Genomic DNA, 16,439 nt, shown 5'->3' on the forward strand with positions numbered 1-16,439 from the left:
ATGTTGGTGTAATATTTGCAATTTATCATAATATTGATTTTATTTACTTGAAATAAAATCTTTTACACAATAATTAGGTAAATTAGAATACAGAAGTGTATTTACATTAATTTTGAAGTCTAACATTTTAGATGTAATTTAACAGAAAACATTACTGTTTTACAAAGAAAATTTGATTTTAATGTAAACCTTTTCGTATTTTACTTTAATAAATAAAATATTTTACTATTTTTGAACACAAAATTTAGGGCAAAAGCCATGAAAAAAGACAACAACTCAGATAAAATCACTCGTAAAGAAGCCATTCAGAAAATGGGTAAGTATGCTGCATTAACAGCAGTAGGAACATTTGTGATTTTAAACCCACTTAAAGCACAATCATCATCACCACCAGATGCAGGAGGTGATCCATTCGATTAATTTTCGATTTTTATTTTGAATACCAACTTAGCACCTACATATAAAAAAATGTTTGGTGATCATTGGATTTTATGGTACACCATATCCAATAGTTATAGTATTATTGAACCAGAATTTAAATTACTTTTAGACTCTTATTTAGAATCTAATTCAACAATCGATTTTTCCGCTACGATTTCAGATAGCATTGACGTTTCAAATGATCTCACCTACAATATTTCTGAAACGTTATTTAATTATCTCAAGGACTGTAATAGACCTTATTCGCCCCCAATAATTCCTTTAATCCCCTTAGATAAATCTTATAGAAACATATCTAAGCAATATAATTTTGAAGGAAAAACAATTCAGATATATTACAATTCAGAACTGGTATTAAAAACAGTTCATCCTGCCTTGGCATATTGCTGTATAAAATCTAGTGATGTAGCATTAGCTACATTTGATATCTATTTAAAAGATGAGGATTTATATTTATTTAAAAATGAATGTTTAATTTCTCGGGTTTCTAAGCATGACTACCATCTGATTCAAGGTAAATTTATAATGCAATTACTCTGTACTTTACACGATAAACAGGAGAGTGATTGGATTTGTACATTTCACGGATCTACTATAACAGATGGCAATTCGTCCATTCTTTTTATCGGAGAATCTGGAAAAGGAAAAAGCACCCTATGTGCACTATTAGCTGCAAATGGTTTTGATTTACTCGCAGATGATGTATCTCCCTTGCTTTCTAAAGACAAACATATATATTATAACCCTTTAGCTATATCTATAAAAAAAGGGGCTTTTAATGTTCTTGAACCAATTGTAAGTGATTTTGATAGCTTGCCTTTAGTAAAATTTAATAAAACTAAAGGAGATTTAAAATATATACCTTGTGAAAAGCCAAAAAATAACCACTACCCTTGTCATGCAATTATTTTAGTGAATTATAAACCTAAGGCTGGCACAAGTCTAGAAAAAGTATCTGTTAAAACCATTCTAGAAACTATAATTCCTGAGTCATGGTTGTCCCCTAACCCAAAACATGCAAAACAATTTTTAGATTGGCTTACAGATATAGACATGTATCAACTAACCTATAGCAATACCAAGAGTGTAACTACTGAAATTTCAAAATTATTTAAACAACTTAATAAAAAGCTTTAATAGCTTATATTAGTAGTTCATTGATAGACTTATGAATAACTTAGCTATTACATACCAACATATTGCAGATATACTAAGTTTTGAAACACCAAAGTCTCAACTTGAAAAAACACTTAGCCAAGCTTCATTTAATTGGGAAACTATTATAAAAGAAGGTAGTAAGCACTTTATAATACCTACAATTTATTGTCGGTTAAAGACCAAGCAACTCTTACATTTATTACCTGAAGATCTTATTGCTTATTTTGAATATATTACAAGTGAAAACAGAAAAAGGAATGAAATTGTTTTAATGCAGGTACATTCTATTTCTGAGCTCTTCAATTCTGAACATATAGAACATGTCTTTTTAAAAGGTTCAGCACTTTTAGCACTTGGTTGTTTTAATGACATAGCTGAACGTATGCTTGGTGATATTGATATATTAGTACCACCTAACCAATTAAAAAAAGCATATAATTTACTTTGTAAAAATGGTTACTACCCATCGAAACAAACATTAGGAAACGATTTTTTTGAGCATAAGCATCTACCAAGGCTAAAGACAGAGCTATCTCCTACTCGAATTGCTGCTGTTGAGATTCATAGAAAATTATTTGTAACATACAGTACTGCAGAACTTGAGCACCTGTCGATTTTTAAAGAAAAAAAAGAACACAATAACGTATTTACGCCATCTATAAAACACCTTATGATGCATAATGTGCTTAATTTTCAAATTAATGATTACGGGGCTTTATACAACAGTATAAGTTTTAGGTCTATTTACGATACAATTATATTACAACAAAAATATAAAGGAAATAAAGAATGGTATAAAAACAAGATATTTAAAAAATATTTTATATATTCTAGCCTATTCTTTAATGACATAATTATTGTAAAGCATGGATATACAAGAGTTTTAACTGGCTTTTACTTATTTAAACTAAAACACATTAAATTTTATAAAAGTTGGAATAAACTCTTAAAATTAATTAGCTTTATACCAATTATCACAAATCGAATGTGCTTTTTTATGTCAAATAGTTCCTATAGAAAAGCCGTAATTAAGGATAGAAAGCGAATTTTTGCTCATTTTACATCTATTTTGAGCAACAATTAATTTTTTTTGAGTATTATTATAAAACTTTTCGTAATATTTGTTTTATAAACCATAAAGTTTACCTTTGAACAAAATTATTTTAGCATGAAGAAATTATTTTTAATTGTATTATTAGTAGCATTTAGTATATCGTCTTTTGCTCAAAGAAGTGATAATGATTGGTATTTAAACGTTGGGGTTAACGCTATCAACAGTTTAGGATCAAGATCACCTATCTACCATCCTGGTGATTGGAGTTTCCAGTTCCCTGTCTCTGCTGCAGTTGAATTTAATTGGAGTGAGAATTTCTCAATAGAACAAGCTATTACATTCAATGGATTTAATGAAGATAAGCTTATTGATGGTGTTGATTTACAAGAAGATTACAATTATTTATCTTTAGACACCCACGTAAAGTATTATTTTGGTGAACATATTTTAGGAAGAAATGCTGACTGGATTGATTTTTATGCCAATGCAGGTGTTGGTTTCTATCATATAGACGAAACAAATATTTCTGCCAATGTTGGTGGTGGTGTTTTAGTTTGGTTAAATGGAAGCAGAACTTTTGGTTTAAGAGCACAAACCATAGCTAAATTTGCCTTTAATCATTCTGAAAGTGGGTTTGATAACAACCACTATCAATACCACTTACAAGCTGTATTTAAATTGTAAAAAAGTACTTATAACATAACCATAAAAAAAGGTTCACAATTAATTGTGAACCTTTTTTATATTCTATACTTAATTATTCTTTAAGTAACTTATCAAAGTAATTAATAGTGTGTTTAAGACCTTCTTTTAAATGCACCTTTGGTTCCCAACCTTCTAACTCTTTTTTTGCCAAACTAATATCTGGTTGTCGTTGTAAAGGATCATCTTGAGGCAAAGGAAGGAATGTAATTTTAGATTTAGATCCTACTAAGTCTATCACTTCTTTAGCTAATTCTAACATGGTAAACTCTATTGGGTTACCAATGTTTACTGGACCAATAAAACCATCTCTACTATTCATCATGCGATGGGTTCCTTCAATTAAATCATCAACATACTGAAAACTTCTAGTCTGAGTACCATTACCAAAAATTGTAATGTCATCACCTTGGAGGGCTTGCACAATAAAGTTTGAAACAACACGACCATCTTGAGGATGCATTCTTGGACCATAAGTATTAAAAATACGTATGATTTTAATTTTAACATCATTTTGATTATGGTAATCCATAAATAACGTTTCGGCACAGCGCTTACCTTCGTCATAACAAGATCTCAATCCAATTGGATTAACATTTCCCCAATAACCTTCTGTTTGAGGATGTACATTTGGATCTCCATAAACTTCGCTAGTAGAAGCTTGTAGTATTTTTGCACCAACACGTTTTGCCAGACCTAACATATTAATAGCTCCCATTACAGACGTTTTTACCGTTTTAATAGGATTATGCTGATAATGAACAGGTGATGCAGGACAGGCTAAATTGTATATTTCATCAACTTCAACCATATAAGGATTAATAATATCATGACGTACTAATTCAAAATAATTATGATCCATTAAATGTTCTATATTTCTTTTAGAACCTGTAAAATAATTATCTAAACAAATAACTTCATTTCCTTCATTTAATAGGCGCTCACATAAATGCGATCCTACGAAACCAGCTCCACCAGTTACCAAAATTCTCTTCATATTTTTCCTTTTTATGGGTCAAAAATAAGGTTTATTTTAAATAGTGACTAATAACCTGTAAACTTATAATTAACCATTTGTTTCATATATCTATAAAGCTCTGGAAATTGAGCCTTAAATTCAGTAGGTGTCTCAATAAAATTCTCTAATAATACAGCAAAAAACTCATAATGATTCGTATAAGCATAAGCTCTAAAATATTTTGAAGCAATTAAATTTTCTCTAATAGTTTTATTGTGCTGTAAATATGTCATCAGACGATTAAATCCATGCTTAAACATTAAACTACTAGCATCATTATTTACAGTTGCATTAAGATGTAGTGCATGACCAAATTCATGAATTCCAAGATTAAGGTTATCATCGCCTATTTTATAACCGTGTTTAAAATCTTCCCAAGAAAACACTATCGCTTTCATTTGAGGATTTGTTTCACCTTTATGGTATGTTTTATTAATATGAGAGTAATAAGCCTTTGGGTATATAATGACTGTTTTTATTATTTCTAAAAGATACTTACTGTATCCGTAAGTTAACATTGTAGAGGTTCCTGCGACTAAAACTTTCATCTCATCAGTAACTACTAAATCGTCTCTACCTATAAATTTAGTCTTCTTTATAAATGTAGCTACTCTATGCTCAAAATAACGCTGATGCTTATCTGATAATTTTTTAAAAAATGAATACTCTTTTTTTAATATTGAATGCTGTACAGGAGTAAGTTTATTAAGCTTAAAATAAGTATGAGTATACACTGGCTTTTTAAAATATGAGACATAATAAAACTGAAAAACTTTAGCCAATCTATACAGGATAAAGAGCATTATAAGACCAATTACAATTGGTATAACGTAGTTATAAATTAATTCCGATTCAATTTTTTTTTGCTCAGTTTGTAATAGCATTTAATAAGTCGCACTAATAATTATAAAAGCTATTATTTTATGAGCTTTTAGCGCAAACTAAGACGTTTGCTTAACCATATATTATAGGAACAAATGTATAGAAAATTGAGGTCTTTTTTTATCAAAATACGGATTAAAGCCTACTACTAAAAAAATTAAAACATTATATTAACATCTCCTATTATGGATTACAAATTAACACAACAATACCATTAATAAAAAAAGCTAAATTAAAGTAATGAGCATAAAAACATACAATTGGGGAATTATAGGCTGTGGCAAAGTTACCGAACTAAAAAGTGGTCCTGCCTACCAAAAAACAGAAGGATTTAAACTATCTGCTGTTATGAGACGAAGCTTAGAAAAGGCGGAAAGTTTTGCCAAACGCCATAGTGTTCCAAAGTATTGTGCAAATGCAGACGATCTTATTAATGATGTAGATATTGATGCTATTTATATAGCAACTCCACCTGACTCTCATGAATATTACGCTTTAAAAGTAGCAAAAGCAGGAAAAATATGTTGTATTGAAAAACCTATGGCTCCATCTTATGACGCTTGTGTAAGAATTAACAATGCTTTTCAAGATAAAAACCTACCCTTATTTGTAGCTTATTATAGACGTTCTTTACCGCGATTTGCACAAATAAAGACATGGATAGACAATCATGCTATTGGAAGTATAAGACATCTTAATTGGCACCTAAGTAAACCTGCTAATGATATAGACTTATCAAAAACATATCATTGGAGAACTGATGCTAATATTGCACCTGGAGGTTACTTTGATGATTTAGCATCACATGGTTTAGATTTATTTATTTTCTTATTAGGAGACATTGTTCAAGCAAATGGTATTTCTATAAACCAACAAGGTTTGTACTCTGCAAAGGATGCCGTTACAGCAAATTGGCTTCATAAATCAGGAATTACAGGTTCTGGAAGTTGGAATTTTGGTACTGAAAAGCGTGAGGACATCGTTCAAATATATGGAAACGAAGGCAAAATAGAGTTTTCAGTTTTTGATGAAAAACCTATTATTTTAGAATGCAACGGAGTATCTAAAAGCTTAGTTATTGAACATCCCGAAAACATTCAACTTCATCATGTTCAAAACATAAAAAACCATTTGTTAAATCACGCAACACATCCTTCAACTGGCACGTCTGCGTCACATACATCTTGGGTAATGGATCAAATTTTACAACCTAAATAGTAGCCTTGGTACTTTTATTTGAGTCTAAACGCAATATAATATAACCTATAATAGCTGATATAAAAGAGCCTATAAGAATACCTATTTTAGCAGAATCTATGTATTCTGGTGTAGAAGCAAATGCTAAACTTGCAATAAAAATAGCCATAGTAAAACCAATACCTGCTAAAAACGCAACACCTATAATTTGCTTAAAACTAATTTCATTTGGCACTTCAATAAGTTTAATTTTTTGTGCAATCATTACAATTGAAGTAATTCCAATACCTTTTCCTAGCACTAAACAAATCACGATATTAGTTACCAATGCAATATCTAAATTATCTGCACCACCTATAAGTACACCTGCATTTGCTAGTGCAAAAATTGGAATGATAAAGTAGGCTACCCAACCGTGTAAATTATGTTCTAAATGCTGTAATGGAGATTGAAATTTAGATGACCAATCTTCTAAATCATCTATAAGCTCTATTTGCTCTGTAGAAAGAATAGGCTTTTGCAATACACTTGAGTTTTTAATATCAGTATATACATTTTCTAATTGCTCTAAAAATGTTGATGTATCAATTTTTTGTCTAATAGGAACCGAAAAAGCCAATAAAATACCAGCTACTGTTGGATGTATTCCAGATTTTAAGAATAAGAACCAGATAATAATACCAAAGAAAAACATTATAAATCTAGAGTAGTAACCTTTAAATGAGAGGTAATATAGAAACATAAGCATTACCACAGCAATCAATAATAACGTTATATTAATAGTTCCACTGTAGAATATAGCAATGACTAATACTGCTCCAATGTCATCTACAATAGCAAACGCTGTTAAAAACACTTTAAGGCTTAATGGTACACGTTTTCCTAAAACATTTAAAATTGCTAATGAAAAGGCAATATCAGTTGCCATAGGAATTCCCCATCCCTTATAAGTATCTGCATTTTGATTTAGCAATAAAAAAAAGGCAACAGGCACTAACATTCCTCCAATTGCTCCTACTAATGGAAAAGCAATTTTTTTTGGAGAGTTAAGCTCTCCTATTAACAATTCTCTTTTAATTTCTAAACCAATTAGGAAAAAGAAAATAGCCATTAACCCATCGTTTACCCAGAGAATTAAAGGTTTTTTAAACTCAAATGTTTGGGTTACAATACCAATATCATACTGCCATATTTCTCTATAAACATCTCCAAAGGGCGAATTTGCCCAAATTAGAGCTACAATTGTAGCTAACATTAATAGAATACCACTAGAGCTTTCTATTTTTACAAATTTTTGGAATGGTGTGAGAAATACTTTTTTAATCATATAAATTTAATTTGATATAAAGTGTGTTTAACTCCAAAGATAAGATTTCAAGATATGAAAGCTTAAATTTTTTCATCATTTAAAGAATTTTTAACTTAAAATTGTTTGTTTTATAATTTATTATACTTTGTATAATTTTCGAAATATTTTTAAATCTGAGCGTTTAAAATCGCATAGATTATCGTCGTCTTCCTCCTGAATACGTCATAGCTTCTCCTTTTCCAAAACCATAGCTTAATCCTAATGTAATGAAACGACCACGCTGATCAAAACTGTAAGTTTCAAAAGTTGGTTGTGATACAAAACGCTCTGAAATTCTTGATTCAAATACATCTCGCACACCTAAATTAACAATTGCTTTTCCTTTAAAAATCTTTTTTCGAACTCCTAAATCTAAAAAAGCATAACCAGTTACATCTCCTTGAACAGTATTGAAACCAGACTGATAATTACCTGTTAACTCGATATCAATATCTGCTGGCAATCCTATTTTAGAACCTAATCTTGATGACCACTGACGCCCTGAAAAATCAAAGGATTGTGATTGAAAACTCCCAACACGATCAAAATAATTAAAATTAAAGTCGCCCGTAAATGTAAGCCACTTACTTAGACTATACTTTCCGTTGGTTTCAAAACCTATAGACGCATTTGTACCTATATTTTCTGGAGTTGTAGTAGTTACATTATCAACAGATGTAGAGACTCGTTCTACCACTTCTGTTGTATATTTATGATAAAGACTAGAACTAAAAGAGGCTTTTCCTATTTTATAAATACTTGTTAACTCATACGAGTCGGTGAATTCTGGCTGTAAGTTTGGGTTTCCACGACGGATATTAAAATTATTTCTAATGTTAAAAAAGGGATTTAAATCCCATAACCTTGGTCTAAAAATTCGTCTTGAATAACCCGCTTGAAACGAGACATTATCATTTACTTTATAAGAGGTATGTAAGGATGGAAAGTAATCTGTGAAATTTTGGGAATTAGCAGAATTGGTATTGGTCAACAAGGTGTTTAAATCTGTATTTTCTAATCGTAAACCTCCTTTTATTCCCCATTTTTCAAGTTCATATGACCCTGTAAAATAGACTCCCAAAACTTTTTGATTATATTCAAAATTATTAGATAAATCATCTATCACCTCATAGTTGCCGCCTATTAAATCTCGTACTTCGTAATCGTTTCCTACATCATTAATTACATATTGCGCACCTGTTTCAATCGTAAAAGTTTCTGATAATGGACTGGTATAATCTACTTTAAAAGTATAATCTGCTTGCTGAAACTTTGTTTCTGTTTGCTGATTGTTATCCGCTACAGTTCCTATTCTTACAGAATTATCAAACTGAGAAGATTGATCTTTTCCAAAGAACCTTCCTAAAACACTTAAAAGTAATGAATGGTCATCATTATTTTTAAACTGCTTTTTATAGTTAAGTTCATACTGATATTTTGGATTTGTAGCTTCTGTTGTTTCTTTTCTTAACCAACTACTCAATAATGTATTGTTAGAATCATAGGTTTTAAAATTAGTTTCCGATGGTTGGTCCTCAACTTCATAAGCAAAATTACCAGATAAGGTTAATACATTAAGGTCGTTTATATGATAATCTGTTCCTAAAGTAATGGTATAAAAAGTTTCATCTCTATAGGAAGTACCTTTACTAAAAACGGCTTCATTGTTTGATAAATCAGTATTAATTGCCTCACTATCTCTTGGCAATGAACGGTAACCGACCCCAACCTGTGTAAACAAATTAAATTTTTCCGTTCTGCGATTAAGGCTTAAGCCAATACTGTGATTGTCTGGAATTCCAGTATTTAATGTCACGGAACCATTCCAGCCTTTTTTCTCCTCTTTCTTTAAGATAATATTTAAAATACCTGCTGTACCAGAAGCTTCATATTTGGCAGAAGGGTTTGTTATAACTTCAATACTTTCAATCATATCTGCGGTTATAGTCCCTAAAGCATTGCTAGACTCATCTGCTAAAACAGATGGTTTTCCATTAATTAATATTTGTACACCTGAACTACCACGAAGGCTAACCTCCCCTTCAATATTAACATTAACCGATGGTACATTATTTAATACTTCTATAGCACTCGCACCTGTACTACTAATATCTTTTCCAATATTGAACACGCGTTTATCTAGTTTAAAAACAGTTTTGGATACTTCTGCCATCACAACAACTTCTTCGAGTGCTTCATTATCTTCTGACAGTTTAATGACACCCAAATCAATTTTAGAATTCCTAAGTGTAAAATCGGTTATGGTTTTTGTTTTAAAGCCCATAAAACTGATTTCTATATAAAACCCAGAAGCTGAAGTATTAATATAGAATTGTCCTTTATCATCCGTTGTTGCTCCTGTAATAATATCCTTAGTACTATTATTGTAAAGCGCTACAGTGGCATAAGGAATAGGCTGCGAGCTATTAGCATCAACTAAAGTACCTATAACCTCTGTATTGGTTTCTTGAGCGACCACAAAATTACAAGTTAGAAGAAGCCCGATAACAACTAATTTTTTAAAACCTATTTTCATTGTTTATAAACTATTATTATTTCTCTCGGTTTTTACTTTTTAAAAAGGCATCTACAGAATATTTTCCTGGTCCTGTAAAACATAAAGCCATATAACCTATTCCATATAGTAGTGCTTTTTCCATTACTCCAAATCCATCAGAAATATGAACAACAAATGCTGCTATCAGCATGGTAATAATTAATGGTAATAATGCCCAACGAGTAAATAACCCTAAAGCCAAAAGAATTGCACATATAACTTCTGCAAATACAGCCATTACTAACGATGGTGTTGCACCAATACCAAATGGGTCTGCAAACTGAATCTCTTCACCACTAAAAAGTGTATTCCATTTTCCTATACCATGACCAAAACACATGGCTAATCCTAAAAACACTCTTAGTAATAAAAGACCTAAATCATTAAAGGTGTTTGTTCTGTAATTATGTTTATTCATCTTTATTATGCTTTTGATATTTACAAAGAAAACGTATTCTTTGTAAAACTTAAATCTAATTGAATTCTTTTACAAGTGTAACAGCCTAAGTTAATTATAAAAAAGAGCTTCAATCTTAATATTCTCTCACAAAGTTGTATGTCTTTTGATTAATAAAACCCAAACGGCGTATCCTTTTGTTGGGATAGTTTTAAACTGTTTTCAAAAGTAGTAGAAAGTTGTTTTTGACCTATTTTTATTGGAAACCATAGGCTTAATAATTTTTAAATTATGAATTCTTCAAAAAGGTAGCTTTTTAGTAAAAATTACAATTCATTAATTTCATATATTTTAAGAGATTTATAAAAAACCTTTAGATAATTATCGATTTAAAAAAATAATTAGCATAAAAACACAAACTACACAATTTTAATTTATTATTTGATTGGGTAATCTTATCTTTGCCGCTTTAATAAATTCAGTACTATGAAAGTTCGTGAAAAGTTTATACTAATTTCTACAATTTTAGTTTTAGCTATTATTGGAATAGCCTTCTTTTGGTCACCTATACTATGGAGTTTTATATTAATAGGCCCACTTGTAATTATGGGGATTTTTGATATTCTACAAACCTCACATACCATTAGACGTAACTTTCCTTTAATAGGAAGATTTAGATATATGCTAGAGTCTATTAGACCTGAAATAATGCAGTACTTTGTTGAAACTGATACACAGGGAAGACCTCTTAATAGAATTCTTAGATCTTTAATTTACAGAAGAGCTAAAGGCGAAAACGACACCGAACCATTTGGTACTCAAATGGACATTTACCATTCTGGATACGAATGGTTAGAACATTCAATGTATGCCAAGACTAACCCAAAAAACATTGGTGAGTTTCCACGTTTAATAATTGGCGGTAAGGATTGTAAACAACCTTATTCTTCAAGTTTATTAAATATTTCGGCAATGAGTTTTGGTTCATTAAGTGATAATGCAATACTGGCCTTAAATAAAGGTGCAAAAATGGGAAACTTTGCACACAATACAGGTGAAGGTGGTATTAGTGATTACCATTTAAAACATGGTGGAGATTTAATATGGCAAGTAGGTACTGGTTACTTTGGCTGTAGACATGACGATGGAAGTTTTAACGAAAAGACATTTAGAAAAAATGCGACAAGACCTGAAGTAAAAATGATTGAAATAAAGCTATCTCAAGGTGCAAAACCTGGTCATGGTGGAATTTTACCAGCTTCAAAAAACACAGAAGAAATTGCAAAAATCAGACATATAAAACCTGGTATAGCTGTGCATTCTCCTCCGTCGCATTCTGCATTCTCTGATCCTATTCAGTTTATGTACTTTATAAAAAAACTTAGAGAGCTTTCAGATGGTAAACCTATTGGTTTTAAGCTTTGTTTAGGTAGAAAGCAAGAATTTATGGATTTTTGTGAAGCGATGATTTTTACAGGAATTCTTCCAGATTTTATTACCGTAGATGGTGGTGAAGGTGGAACTGGAGCTGCGCCTGTTGAATTTTCAAACTCCATGGGAATGCCGTTACGTGAAGGCTTAATTTTTGTACACGACACATTAGTAGGCTTTGGATTACGAAAAGAAATCAAAGTGATTGTTGCTGGAAAAATAATAACAGGTTTCCACATGGCAAGAGCCATAGCCTTAGGAGCTGATGGTTGTAATAGTGCACGAGCAATGATGCTTTCTATTGGTTGTATACAAGCCTTACAGTGTAACACAAACACATGTCCTGTTGGTGTAGCAACGCAAAACCCTTCTTTAGCTAAAGGTTTGGTTGTAGATGATAAAGCACCAAGGGCTAATCGTTATCATGAAGCAACAATTCACAGTTTCTTAGAACTTGTGGCTGCCGCTGGACTTAATAGTCCGGCCGAATTAACAAGAGATCATATAAGTAAACGTGTAGGTTTATATGACGTAAAAACCTATCATGATATTTATCCTCCTATTGAAGAAGGTTGTTTATTAAACATAGATACCATACCAGAAGATTATAAAAAGTTTTTCCAACTGACTCGTATTATGAAATAACAAAAACTTTTTTAGCATTATTAAGCAGCTGATAATTTTCAAAATCTCGAAAATTATCAGCTTTTTTTTCTTAAAACAATTCAATAGTCAATAGTACTTATGAGGTCTTCCTTATTCAAGTTGTATCTTTGTACTGAATTATAAAATATAAAATCTCATTTTAACTTTTATCCTAAAACACGCTAAAGAATTATTAGAATTCTTTAAAAGCACTAGCTTTTCAAAAGCCGTTTTAATTGGTATTGCAGTGACAACTCCTATTATATTAGGTATTGCAACTAACCATTTTGAAATTGGCTTGGCTATTTGTTTTGGTGCTTTTTGGTGCTCACCAAGTGATGTTAGCGGAAGATTAAAACACAAACAAGTCGGGATTCTTTTTTCGGCTATTCTTGTGGTAGTAATAAGCTTTATTGGTGGCTATTTTGACATTTCAAACTTCTTGCTTTTTCCTATTCTAGGGTTTTTAACCTTTTGTATTGCCTTTATTTCAATTTACGGATTTAGAGCATCGCTAATTAGTTTTTCAGGATTATTAGCATTGGTTTTAAGTTTTGCTCATACTTCTAGCACCTTAGAAGTGTATCAATATGCCTTATTAATTGGTCTTGGCGGCATCTGGTATTTATTACTTTCAACATTATGGTTTTATATTAATCCCAAAGCTCAAACCGAAGAAACCCTAACTCAAACATTCCTACTCACAGCTAGTTTTTTAGATATTAGAAGACAGCTCATTGGCGAACAACCCAACAGAGACGACTTACAGGTACAACTCTTAAATATACAAAGTGAATTAACAGAACATCATGATACTTTAAGAGAAATATTAATCTTATCTCGTAAAAGCTCTGGTAAATCGAATTATCAAAGCAGACGATTATTAATATTCATTCAATTGGTAGAAATATTAGAAACTGCTATTGCAAATCCTGTAAACTACAATAAAATGGATATGCTTTTTGATGCACATCCCGAGTTTAAAACCGATTTTCAAAAGTTGCTTTCTGAATTCTCTCTTCAATTACGCGCTATTGCACAAGACCTCAACAAGTCGAAAAAATTCCCTTCTAACAACATACTGTCGGAAACCTTTAAAACGCTTGAAAATGATATTTTAAAGTTTAAAAACGAGAACCATATTGAAGATTACGAACGCTTTTTAATGCTCCAAAATCTCCTAGACTATCAAAAAAAGCAATTTGAAAAATTAAAAAAAATCAAATGGTTATTAGGTAATCCTGAGCTGACTTCAGACGATTATATTAAAAATGACAAGCTAAAACGTTTTATTGATTCTCAAGACTACAATCCAAGGTTATTACTTAGAAACTTAAGCTTTAGGTCTACTATTTTTAAACACTCTTTACGATTATCTGTAGCTGTAATGCTAGGTTATGGTATTGGTCTGTTTTTCGATTTTCAAAATCCGTATTGGATTATTCTAACTATTATCGTCATTATGCGACCTAGTTATGGACTCACAAAAACACGTTCTAAAGACCGAATTATTGGCACATTAATAGGTGCCACTCTTGCAAGCGGCCTAGTATTTCTAATTAACGACCCTTATATTTATGGTGCAGTAGGTGTACTGTCCTTAGTCGTGGCATTTTCTATGGTTCAGAAGAACTATAAAGCCTCGGCAACCTTTATAACCTTAAGTGTTATTTTTATTTATGCCATCTTACAGCCTAATATTTTAACCGTTATTCAATTTAGAGTTATTGACACCTTAATTGGTGCCGCATTGTCTTTTATAACCATGCGATGGCTATGGCCTGCATGGTCAATTATGGAGATTGGAGATAATATTAAAGATAGTTTAAAGGCCAATGCTGCCTTTTTTAAATCTATTAGCAACTTTTATCAAAAAAAAGGGCCTGTACCTACAAGTTTAAAAGTAAATCGAAAGGAAGCTTTTTTACAAATGTCTAATTTAAGCTCTGCTTTTCAGCGTATGGCTCAAGAACCAGAATCAAAACAAAACCATATAGACGACATTTACGAACTTGTTGTTATTAATCATAGTTTCTTAGCCTCTTTAGCATCGTTAAGCACATACATTCAAAACCATACGACTTCTAAAGCTTCAGAAGATTTTAAAATGATATCTGATAAAATTGATAACAACCTTAATAATGTCTGTTCACAATTAAAGGGTATTAATTTTAAAGAACCAAAACCTAAAGGCGCCAGTTTTAAACCAGAACCATTTAACTTTCCTACCAACCATATCAGCAATGAAGCTATTTCACAATCTCATAGCGAACGGACTAATAAGGAAGCTCATTTAGTTTGGGAACAATTGTATTGGTTGTTTAGCTTAAGTGAAAAAATGCTGAAATTAACATCCAAGTTTAAGTCCAAATAGTATTACTTCTAACAACTTTACTCCACCAAAATAAAAAAATAAAAAAAAACGCCTTTCAATATAATACTGAAAGACGTTTTACTAATTAAATAATTAAATCACACTATAATCAATTCATTGCAATAGCTATACGATCTTCTTTTTGAGAGCTTAAAACCTTACCCTTTGAAGCCAAAAGCTCATTTAAATAATCTTGCCATTTTTGCACAACACTAAGCTCATCACTTAAAGTCACTTCATCATCATTATTATAAAATTCTAAATAGGTGATATCATCTCGATTATGGTTTATAAGAGATAATTGTAACTTATCAATAACATCATAATGCTTAGATTTGTTTTTAACGCGCTTCGTTTCTTTTATTATTTTACAAACAGCAACTGATTTTAAATCGACAACTTTTGCAAAAACGACATCTGTTGTTGCTTTATAAAAAAACAACTTTTGCGCATCAGTGTCAACACCTAGTGCAAAGTTATTATACATTTCAAGTTTTGTTAATTTACAGTTGTGCTGTGCTGCTTCTGTTTCTATTGCTTTACGTAATTGTTTTTTTCTTTTTGCTCTTCCGTTTATAAATAATGCGAAAGGCAGGATAACGATAGCGATAATAATCGCATCGATAATAAATAATCCTGTTTCCATGATAATTTGTTTTGGATATAATTTTTAAGTGTATAAAGATTAATATGACGTTTTAGGCCATATTCCGACATCACTTTTACATGATGTTATTTACACTTATTTTACCAAAACGAATGAAATGGAAAAAGGGTTTCCCGTAAATGAAAATTGTAAAAACTAAGCCGCTCTGCAATAGTAAATTGTGAGCGCTGTGTCGCCGTAAGCTGTTTACTAAGATTGTTAAGACTGTGTTTTTTTGCCTGAAGCTCATCCGAAATTACAGGCTCTGCATAAGAAATACTAACAACACTGTAATCCTCTATTTGTATATCAAAAAACAGATGCTCTGTTGACAAAAATTGATAGACTTCGCCTGAAGAATAGGCTTTATAACTATTTGAAGATTCTAAATCACTATTCAGAAATTGAATATCGATAGTGTTAGCAGAAGCACTCATGCTAACAATAAACAATACTATACTAAAAAGTGTTTTAAACATTTTTGAATTCAAATTACAGTACAAAGTAAATCTATAATTCTGAAATCGAATGCAAAATGATTGTTAAATTATTGTCTTTTTCATGTTGCTATTTTCATATTAAACTGTAA

At 31.0% G+C, this 16,439-nt stretch carries 14 protein-coding genes; 7 read left to right on the plus strand and 7 right to left on the minus strand.

Going from position 1 to position 16,439, the window contains the following annotated elements; all coding sequences use genetic code 11:
• Positions 1-258 precede the first annotated feature (258 nt).
• The 4 genes from ABD730_RS11250 to ABD730_RS11265 all read left to right on the plus strand — a co-directional run bounded on the left by ABD730_RS11250 (position 259) and on the right by ABD730_RS11265 (position 3,337).
• A complete protein-coding gene (locus tag ABD730_RS11250; protein WP_334470680.1) occupies positions 259-420 on the plus strand; it encodes a hypothetical protein in 162 nt (53 codons plus the stop codon).
• A gap of 15 nt (positions 421-435) precedes the next feature.
• Positions 436-1,578 carry a hypothetical protein gene (locus ABD730_RS11255; RefSeq protein WP_344714653.1) on the plus strand — a complete coding sequence of 381 codons (1,143 nt, stop codon included), beginning with the start codon at positions 436-438 and terminating at the stop codon, positions 1,576-1,578.
• Between the two features lie 31 nt (positions 1,579-1,609).
• A complete protein-coding gene (locus ABD730_RS11260; protein WP_344714656.1) occupies positions 1,610-2,683 on the plus strand; it encodes a nucleotidyltransferase family protein in 1,074 nt (357 codons plus the stop codon).
• Between the two features lie 84 nt (positions 2,684-2,767).
• Complete coding sequence (locus tag ABD730_RS11265) at positions 2,768-3,337, plus strand: outer membrane beta-barrel protein (RefSeq protein WP_344714658.1); 570 nt, start codon at positions 2,768-2,770, stop codon at positions 3,335-3,337.
• Positions 3,338-3,410: 73 nt separating this feature from the next.
• Here the strand turns inward: ABD730_RS11265 and ABD730_RS11270 are convergent, their stop codons facing one another.
• Both ABD730_RS11270 and ABD730_RS11275 read right to left on the minus strand, forming a co-directional pair.
• Positions 3,411-4,352: a UDP-glucuronic acid decarboxylase family protein gene (locus tag ABD730_RS11270; RefSeq protein WP_334470672.1), complete on the minus strand. Its 942-nt coding sequence runs from the start codon at positions 4,350-4,352 to the stop codon at positions 3,411-3,413.
• Positions 4,353-4,399: 47 nt separating this feature from the next.
• Positions 4,400-5,257: a zinc-dependent peptidase gene (locus ABD730_RS11275; protein ID WP_344714660.1), complete on the minus strand. Its 858-nt coding sequence runs from the start codon at positions 5,255-5,257 to the stop codon at positions 4,400-4,402.
• A 238-nt stretch (positions 5,258-5,495) separates the two neighbouring features.
• Here ABD730_RS11275 and ABD730_RS11280 point away from each other — a divergent pair, with 238 nt between their 5' ends.
• Positions 5,496-6,473: a Gfo/Idh/MocA family protein gene (locus ABD730_RS11280; protein ID WP_344714662.1), complete on the plus strand. Its 978-nt coding sequence runs from the start codon at positions 5,496-5,498 to the stop codon at positions 6,471-6,473.
• On the opposite strand, the gene nhaA is transcribed toward ABD730_RS11280, so the two are convergent.
• The 3 genes from nhaA to ABD730_RS11295 all read right to left on the minus strand — a co-directional run bounded on the left by nhaA (position 6,466) and on the right by ABD730_RS11295 (position 10,775).
• Positions 6,466-7,779: a Na+/H+ antiporter NhaA gene (nhaA, locus tag ABD730_RS11285; protein ID WP_344714664.1), complete on the minus strand. Its 1,314-nt coding sequence runs from the start codon at positions 7,777-7,779 to the stop codon at positions 6,466-6,468. The two genes, ABD730_RS11280 and nhaA, sit on opposite strands and share 8 nt — an antisense overlap.
• 178 nt (positions 7,780-7,957) lie before the next feature.
• The gene (locus ABD730_RS11290) at positions 7,958-10,336 is read right to left on the minus strand and encodes a TonB-dependent receptor (RefSeq protein WP_344714666.1); all 2,379 of its coding nucleotides are present in this window, start codon (positions 10,334-10,336) and stop codon (positions 7,958-7,960) included.
• A 16-nt stretch (positions 10,337-10,352) separates the two neighbouring features.
• Complete coding sequence (locus ABD730_RS11295) at positions 10,353-10,775, minus strand: DoxX family protein (RefSeq protein WP_334470663.1); 423 nt, start codon at positions 10,773-10,775, stop codon at positions 10,353-10,355.
• 465 nt (positions 10,776-11,240) lie between these two features.
• On the opposite strand from ABD730_RS11295, the gene ABD730_RS11300 reads away from it, so the two are divergent.
• Both ABD730_RS11300 and ABD730_RS11305 read left to right on the plus strand, forming a co-directional pair.
• Positions 11,241-12,830 carry an FMN-binding glutamate synthase family protein gene (locus ABD730_RS11300; RefSeq protein ID WP_334470661.1) on the plus strand — a complete coding sequence of 530 codons (1,590 nt, stop codon included), beginning with the start codon at positions 11,241-11,243 and terminating at the stop codon, positions 12,828-12,830.
• 247 nt (positions 12,831-13,077) lie between these two features.
• Complete coding sequence (locus ABD730_RS11305; RefSeq protein ID WP_344714668.1) at positions 13,078-15,204, plus strand: FUSC family protein; 2,127 nt, start codon at positions 13,078-13,080, stop codon at positions 15,202-15,204.
• A 109-nt stretch (positions 15,205-15,313) separates the two neighbouring features.
• Here ABD730_RS11305 and ABD730_RS11310 read toward each other — a convergent pair whose 3' ends face one another.
• Both ABD730_RS11310 and ABD730_RS11315 read right to left on the minus strand, forming a co-directional pair.
• Positions 15,314-15,850 (minus strand): hypothetical protein, encoded by a 537-nt coding sequence (locus tag ABD730_RS11310; RefSeq protein WP_344714670.1) that lies wholly within the window; start codon positions 15,848-15,850, stop codon positions 15,314-15,316.
• Between the two features lie 101 nt (positions 15,851-15,951).
• Entirely contained in the window at positions 15,952-16,329 is a 378-nt protein-coding gene (locus tag ABD730_RS11315) for a hypothetical protein (protein WP_334470655.1), read from the minus strand.
• Positions 16,330-16,439: the final 110 nt, after the last annotated feature.

Source organism: Winogradskyella damuponensis, assembly GCF_039538385.1.
Lineage (GTDB): Bacteria > Bacteroidota > Bacteroidia > Flavobacteriales > Flavobacteriaceae > Winogradskyella > Winogradskyella damuponensis.

Bases quoted from the DNA above. Each gene is read 5' to 3' on its own strand.
- ABD730_RS11310 (WP_344714670.1), bottom strand. From the start codon at position 15,850: ATGGAAACAGGATTATTTATTATCGATGCGATTATTATCGCTATCGTT.
- ABD730_RS11280 (WP_344714662.1), top strand. From the start codon at position 5,496: ATGAGCATAAAAACATACAATTGGGGAATTATAGGCTGTGGCAAAGTT.
- ABD730_RS11290 (WP_344714666.1), bottom strand. From the start codon at position 10,336: ATGAAAATAGGTTTTAAAAAATTAGTTGTTATCGGGCTTCTTCTAACT.
- ABD730_RS11250 (WP_334470680.1), top strand. From the start codon at position 259: ATGAAAAAAGACAACAACTCAGATAAAATCACTCGTAAAGAAGCCATT.
- ABD730_RS11260 (WP_344714656.1), top strand. From the start codon at position 1,610: ATGAATAACTTAGCTATTACATACCAACATATTGCAGATATACTAAGT.
- ABD730_RS11300 (WP_334470661.1), top strand. From the start codon at position 11,241: ATGAAAGTTCGTGAAAAGTTTATACTAATTTCTACAATTTTAGTTTTA.
- ABD730_RS11315 (WP_334470655.1), bottom strand. From the start codon at position 16,329: ATGTTTAAAACACTTTTTAGTATAGTATTGTTTATTGTTAGCATGAGT.
- ABD730_RS11295 (WP_334470663.1), bottom strand. From the start codon at position 10,775: ATGAATAAACATAATTACAGAACAAACACCTTTAATGATTTAGGTCTT.
- ABD730_RS11275 (WP_344714660.1), bottom strand. From the start codon at position 5,257: ATGCTATTACAAACTGAGCAAAAAAAAATTGAATCGGAATTAATTTAT.
- nhaA (WP_344714664.1), bottom strand. From the start codon at position 7,779: ATGATTAAAAAAGTATTTCTCACACCATTCCAAAAATTTGTAAAAATA.
- ABD730_RS11265 (WP_344714658.1), top strand. From the start codon at position 2,768: ATGAAGAAATTATTTTTAATTGTATTATTAGTAGCATTTAGTATATCG.
- ABD730_RS11270 (WP_334470672.1), bottom strand. From the start codon at position 4,352: ATGAAGAGAATTTTGGTAACTGGTGGAGCTGGTTTCGTAGGATCGCAT.